Annotated in this window: 4 protein-coding genes; 1 reads left to right on the forward strand and 3 read right to left on the reverse strand. The window is 71.4% G+C overall.

What is annotated here, in order from left to right; all coding sequences use genetic code 11:
* The first annotated feature begins 267 nt into the window (after nt 1–267).
* Nucleotides 268–735 carry a GNAT family N-acetyltransferase gene (locus L7D48_RS05565; RefSeq protein ID WP_237877754.1) on the forward strand — a complete coding sequence of 156 codons (468 nt, stop codon included), beginning with the start codon at nt 268–270 and terminating at the stop codon, nt 733–735.
* A gap of 591 nt (nt 736–1,326) precedes the next feature.
* Here the strand turns inward: L7D48_RS05565 and L7D48_RS05570 are convergent.
* From L7D48_RS05570 to L7D48_RS05580, 3 genes are all read right to left on the reverse strand, one after another.
* Nucleotides 1,327–2,391: an NAD(P)-dependent oxidoreductase gene (locus L7D48_RS05570; protein ID WP_237877755.1), complete on the reverse strand. Its 1,065-nt coding sequence runs from the start codon at nt 2,389–2,391 to the stop codon at nt 1,327–1,329.
* 86 nt (nt 2,392–2,477) lie between these two features.
* Nucleotides 2,478–5,222 carry a DEAD/DEAH box helicase gene (locus L7D48_RS05575; RefSeq protein ID WP_237877756.1) on the reverse strand — a complete coding sequence of 915 codons (2,745 nt, stop codon included), beginning with the start codon at nt 5,220–5,222 and terminating at the stop codon, nt 2,478–2,480.
* Nucleotides 5,223–5,318: 96 nt separating this feature from the next.
* Nucleotides 5,319–5,882, reverse strand: coding sequence for a hypothetical protein (locus L7D48_RS05580; protein WP_237877757.1), 564 nt, complete (start codon nt 5,880–5,882; stop codon nt 5,319–5,321).
* Between the last annotated feature and the right edge of the window lie 118 nt (nt 5,883–6,000).

Genomic DNA, 6,000 nt, shown 5'->3' on the forward strand with positions numbered 1-6,000 from the left:
GCTCTGTCGCCGCGCCGGGCGGGCACATCGCCTCAGCCCGGGCCGTGCTTCAGACCGGACTCTCGTTCCACGCCTCATGCTGTGACGATCACGGCATGGGGCATGGGGTGTGGGGCCTTTCCGATGAGCAGTGGTCGATGCCGGGATCGTTGCTGCCCCTGGCGGTGCCGGCCGCGGATCGCCGGGACGTCGGCGACTGTTGGAAGAGAGGCGTCGTCTGCGGTTCTGCGTGGCCGCTCGTGCTGCGTGGGCCCTACGCTGTGGCAGATGGAGGCCATCGAGATCCGGCGTGCAGCCGGACAGGACGCGGACGCTCTCACCGGCCTGATGCATGCCTCGCGTGCCTACCGGCGGGGCATGTACGTCACGGCGCTGGCCGGCTACCGGATCACCGCCGATTACATCGTCCGTCGCCAGGTTTTCGCGGCCGTTGACTCCACCGGGCAGGTCGTGGGCTTCTACGCCTACGCTTTCGGCTTTCCCCAAGTGGTGGAGTTGCAGTGGCTGTTCGTCGCCGACGCCCTCCAGGGGCGCGGCATCGGCACCCGTCTGATACGGCATGCCCTCGCCCGAGCCAGGGCGGCCGGGTACGCCGGGGTGGGGGTGATCGCCCACCCGCCCGCTGAGGGGTTCTTCGCCCGCTTGGGAGGCGCACGGACGGGAGAGGTCCCCGCCGTACCACCGCATATCCGTTGGGAGCGGACCCGGTTCATGCTCCCCACCGACGACGAATAGGTCCGGCGGAGCACGTACTCCTCGCGGTCGGCAGCGCCGCAGTGTTCGGCGCCTGTGACCGGCACACCGCCTGTGTGTCTGCCGGGATCGGCACCGTCGTCTCCAGCGCCTCCGAGTGCGCGCTCCCGCCCGGGAATGCTGAGTGGGGTCACCGAACGCTGCGGGAGCGCACCGGGCGGGTATCACGGTCACCGGCCGGGGCGCGGAGGACGTCCGCCTGCTCCTGCCGTTCGGCAACAGCGTCACCGTGACCGGTCCTGCAAAAACCCGTGCGCGCATCTGGCGACCCACCACGCAGGCCCTTCGGGACTACTCCTGAAATGCCTCGCGAGGTGGCATCGGTGTCCTGTCCCGCAACCACCATGCCACCCGCCCCACCCCAGCGCGGCAACTCCGCCCGGCAGGGGACAGGGACAGACGGGCGGGGCAGGGACCGCTCTGCCCGGTTCTGTGCTGCCTGCCGGTCGGACTTACGCCTTCTGTGCCTGCCTCTCTTCCCGCCCTCCCGCGGTCTGGTCTTCTCCAGCGTGGTGGCGGGTTCGGTGGGGAGCCTGCCCGGTCGCTCACCATGGTCGCTTGTCGGTGCGGGCGTCATGGTGTTGCGAGGGGGATGCCGTGTGGGTGGTCGGTGAGGAGGGCTGCGATGTGGTCGGCGCAGCGCAGGGCCGCCTCGGCCATGGCGCGCCGGGTCATTCCGGCGATGTGCGGGGTGAGCAGGGCGCCCGGCACGCCGGACAGGGGGGAGGCGAAGGCGGCGTGTTCGTGGGCGAAGGTGTCGACGGCGGCGGCTGCCAGGGGGTGGGCGGGGTCGCGCAGCGCGTCGGCCAGCGCTTGTTCGTCGACGATCCCGCCCCGGGCGGTGTTCAGCAGGATCGCTCCGGGCCGCATCAGCGCCAACTCCGCCCGGCCGATCATCGAGCGGGGTTGTTCGGTGAGCGGAAGATGCACCGACACCACGTCACTGGTGGCCAGAAGGCCCTCAAGGGACGCGACCTGGCGTACCGCCGGCTCCGCCGGTGCCGGGCGGCGGGAGAAGCCCTGGACGGCCATGCCCAGGGCGGCTGCCCGGACCGCCAGGGCCGATCCGATCCGCCCCAGTCCGGCGATGCCCAGAGTCAGTTCCGACAGCTCGACCGCGGGAGCGGCCGGAGTGCTCCAGCGGCCGTCGTGCGCGGCCTCGTTGTGTGCCGCCAGGTTCCGGGTCAGGGCGAGCAACTGGGCCAGGGCGAACTCCGCGACCGCGTTCGCGTTGGAGCCCGGGGTGTGGGTGACCGCCACGCCGTGGCGGGCGGCGGCGGCCAGGTCCACGTGGTCGGTGCCCGCCCCGGCCCGCCCGATCACCCTCAGCCGGTTGGCCAACGCCGGGCCGGTCGCCGCCGCCAGGAACACGGCGCGCAGCGGGACGCCGGCCCGGGACTTGAGTGCGTGGTAACCGAGCCCGCCGCGGACGGTCTCGGCGACAAGCGCCGGCTCGTCGAAGGCGTCGAAGTCGGCGAAGGCCACCCGGCCCGCCCACGCCGCCCGCACGCCCGCCGGGTCGGTCACCCGCCGGAGGTTCAGCGTGACGGCCAGACCGTGCCCGAGCAGACGCTCCAGCTCACGGTCGAGTAATGCCCCGGGAGCCGCGTCCAGCAGCAGCACTCGCATCCGCCCCATGGATCCCCCTTCCCGGCAGGTGGACCGTACACGGTCCAGCGACCGACGGCGAGAGCCCCGGCCCCTGTACCGGCTGACAGAGATCCCTACACCCCGAGTTCTTCGAGTGCTTTCACTCGCTCGTCCGACAGCCGGTTCCGCCTCTGGCGTTGGTTGTTAATCCATACCCCGAGCCGGATCGGGTGCTCCTGCCCGGCTTGGTCGTGGATGGTTTCGATCCATTTGCGGGGCACTTTCACGTGTCCCTCCCGTGCCTGGTACTGGCGCAGCGCGGCGAGGCCGCGGTCCCAGGCGCTCGCGCCTGCGGGTACCACCACCGCTCTATCGATCCCGGGGTCGGCCTGGCCGCCCGGCGCCGTCGCGGTGGGCTGGATGCCGAGGGCTTTCAGGCGTTCGCGTTGTCCGTCGGCCAATCGCTTCCACTGGGTGCGCTGCCTAGCGAGCCAGAGTCCGATGTCCTCTCCGCCGACGGTGACGCCGGGCCGGATCTCCTCCAGGGTGGCGCCGCCGTCGATGCAGGCCCGCACGGCTGCGTACTGCCGCTGCCAGTCGACGGTCCAGCCGTTTTCCGCGGGGTTCCAGTCGGGGTCGATCTGGGCCAGCCGGGCGGCCCGCTGCGCTGCCCGTGCCGGGTTTTTGCCGAGCCCGCCGGGGCGGCGGCAGTTGGTGAGCCACTGGCCGATGGGCCGGCCGTGTGCGACGGCGGTTCGGGGTGCGCACAGTGTGCCGTGGACGGCGTGGTAGGCCCGGGCGGCGGCGAGGTTCTCCTCGAAGGTGGCGTCGGGTACCGACCACACCATGCCGGCTTCCTCCAGCAACTCCACCCGCCACTTGGCCAGCGTTCCGGCCCGGTAGGCGCGGCGTTGTTCGCTGATCCATGTCCCGAGGGGGAAGGTGCCGACGCGGGCGTCCAGCGGTACCGCTACCGGCCTGGCCGCGCGCCCCGCACCACCGCCCTGCTCCTGCTCCTGTTCCTGGCCCTCGTGCTCGCCGCCGTGCTCCTGGTGCTCGTCCCCGTCCCTGTCCCCGTTCTGTTGCTGGCGCCAGGTGCGCAGGGCGTTGAGTCCTGCGAGCCAGACCTGGGATTCGGGCCGGATGACGCGGGTGCGCACGAATTGGGCGACCAGGTGCGGGTCGCGGGGAGTGGAGAACCGCAGCAGCGGCACCTTCTCCAGTGCTCCCTCATCCCCACCCTCGCCACCACCGCCGCCGCGTGCGGGGTCGGGATCGGTCACGGAGGCGGGCCGGCCGCGGCTGGGTGCGGTGGCGACCGCGAGCTGCTCCACGACCGCCTCGGAGTGGCTGCGCAGCCCTTGCAGTACGGCCACCAGTGGTTTGTAGGAGGCGGAGGTGAGCATGTCGTCGGGCGCCTCGCCCGGGGTCAGGAACACCGGCACGACCAGCCGGGCCACCTTCCCCTGGCCGGGTTTCTGGCGTAGCGCCCGGCCGACGGCCTGGACGATGTCGACGGCCGAGCCGCGCATGTCGGCGAAGAGGACACCGTCGACACCACGCCTGCCGGTGATGTCCACGCCTTCGCCCAAGACGCGGACGTTCGCCAGTACCGCCAGTTCGGTCTTCCAGCCGTAGTCGTCGACGCCGTCGGCGAACCGGCCCAGTACCGCCCGCCGATGGGCGGGATCGTGCTCTCCGCACAGCCAGTCCGCCCATACCCGCCGCGGGTAGGTCGCCGGGTCCTCCTGGTGCAGCCGCGCCGCGGTCTGTGGCAGAGCCCGCGCGAAAGACATCGCTTCCACCGTGCGGTGGTGGAAGCTGATCAGCGACCGCACGCCCGTCTCAGCGGCGTGCTTGACCAGCGCGGCCTGCAGGGCGGCGAGGCGCCGGCCCCGCCGCTCCTCCTCGCTCCCACCCGCACCGAGATCCGGGGGGCGGATCTCGAGGACGTCGATCTCGAACCGCGCCAGGACACCCCGGTCGATGGCTTCGGTGAGGGAGAACGTGAAGACGTGTGGCCCGTAGAGGCGTTCGTCGTCCATGCTCGCCACCAGCCGCCCGGGGAGAGCCGCAACGGCCTCCGAGGCGCCCTCTGCCGCCTTTCCTGTGCCTCTCGGGGTTGCGGTCTCCTGAGTCCCGCCCCGGTCCTCTGCGGCCTCCTGGGCCCCGTTCCTGCCCTCTGTGGTCTCTGCCTCGCCCGGCCGCCCAACGGTGGCTGGTTCCCAGATGCGGGGTGTGGCGGTCAGGTACAGCCGCCGCGCAGCCGGGATCCGTGCTTGGTCGTGGATCGCGGCCCAGGGCTTGGCCAGACCCCCACTGGTGCGGTGGGCTTCGTCGACCACCGCCAGCCCGAACGGCTCCAAACGCTGCCCGTAGACCCCCTGGAACGCCGCCTCCAGCGGCCCGGGCACCTGAACCATCGCCCCGCCCGGATCCTCCGGACTGGGCTCCTGGCGGGGCGCGAGAGAGGCGTAGGTGGCGAACACGACCGCCGGCCCGGTCCCGGCCCACAAGGCGAGCCGGATCGCGTTGGTGGTGCACCGCACCCCCAACGCCTCCAGCGCCTCGTCCCCCTCCAGGGAGCACACCGCGACCGCCGGGCCGGTGTGGCCGGCTGTCCGCCACGCCTGAACGGTCTGGGTCAGCAGGTCCAGGGTGGGCACCATGACCAGCACCCGCCCCCGCGGCTCCAGGCGACGCGCGGCCTCGGCGGCGATCAGGGTCTTGCCCGCCCCGGTGGCCGCCACCGCCGTGGCCCGCAACCCCTCCGCCGGCACCTCGCTTCCTGCACGGTATTCCAGCGCCCGGACAACCGCGTCCACCGCCTCCACCTGATGCGGCCGAAGCCTAATACCCGCCACGAAACCCCCTCCCATCCTTTTCCTTTTCCCCTGATACGGTCTGCTCTTTTCCGTGTCTGGAGTATGACGCGAATGAATTCTGCGAAATAACAGGATTGAATTCCTGTCAGGTCACCTCTCGGCAGCACTCGCGGCGAACGGCGCCACCTCGATCAACCCCTCACTGGTGGTGCGGGCGCGCTCGGCGAGCAGGCCGACCAGGCGCTGCGGGGTGATGCCCTGGGCGGCGGCATAGGCCCGCAGTCGCCGGGAGGTCTCTGCGTCCAGCGGGATGTCCAGCCTCAGCTCGTTGACACGGTCCTGCCGGGCCTGTTGCCGGCGCTCCCGCTCGGCTTCCTCCCCTCGGGCCTGCTCAAGGAGGGCGGCCCGTTCCTGGAACTCCCGCTCGGCTTCCTCGCGCGCCCACCGCACCGCCGTGGGATCACGCTCGGGGTCGTAGACCTCCAGCCCCTCTTCCTCCATCACGTATCCGATGCGGCGCCATTCGGTGTGCTCGGCCACCGCGATACCGATAGCGCGGGCATCCTCGTCACTCTCGCAGACCTTCGAGCGAATCCGCTCACGGATACGCGCCTCGTCCGTGGCCTTCTCGATCTGCTCCACGGTCATGCCCGTCGTTCTGCGCCGGACCGCTGCGCGTGCGCGGATTTTCGGTCCCTCCCACTCGTCGTACACGGGCTGGTTCCTCGCTTCTCGAGGGTGGTGTGTTTTCCCAGACTCTACACACTGATGCATCACCACGCATCAGGAACCCGTCCACCCGCCCCATCCCCTCGCCCCGTGACTACCTGTC

Source organism: Streptomyces sp. ICN903, assembly GCF_022015835.1.
In the GTDB taxonomy this organism is placed as follows: domain Bacteria; phylum Actinomycetota; class Actinomycetes; order Streptomycetales; family Streptomycetaceae; genus Streptomyces; species Streptomyces fenghuangensis.

Excerpts from the sequence above, each read along its gene's own strand:
- L7D48_RS05565 (WP_237877754.1), top strand. The coding sequence starts at position 268 with ATGGAGGCCATCGAGATCCGGCGTGCAGCCGGACAGGACGCGGACGCT.
- L7D48_RS05570 (WP_237877755.1), bottom strand. The coding sequence starts at position 2,391 with ATGGGGCGGATGCGAGTGCTGCTGCTGGACGCGGCTCCCGGGGCATTA.
- L7D48_RS05575 (WP_237877756.1), bottom strand. The coding sequence starts at position 5,222 with ATGGGAGGGGGTTTCGTGGCGGGTATTAGGCTTCGGCCGCATCAGGTG.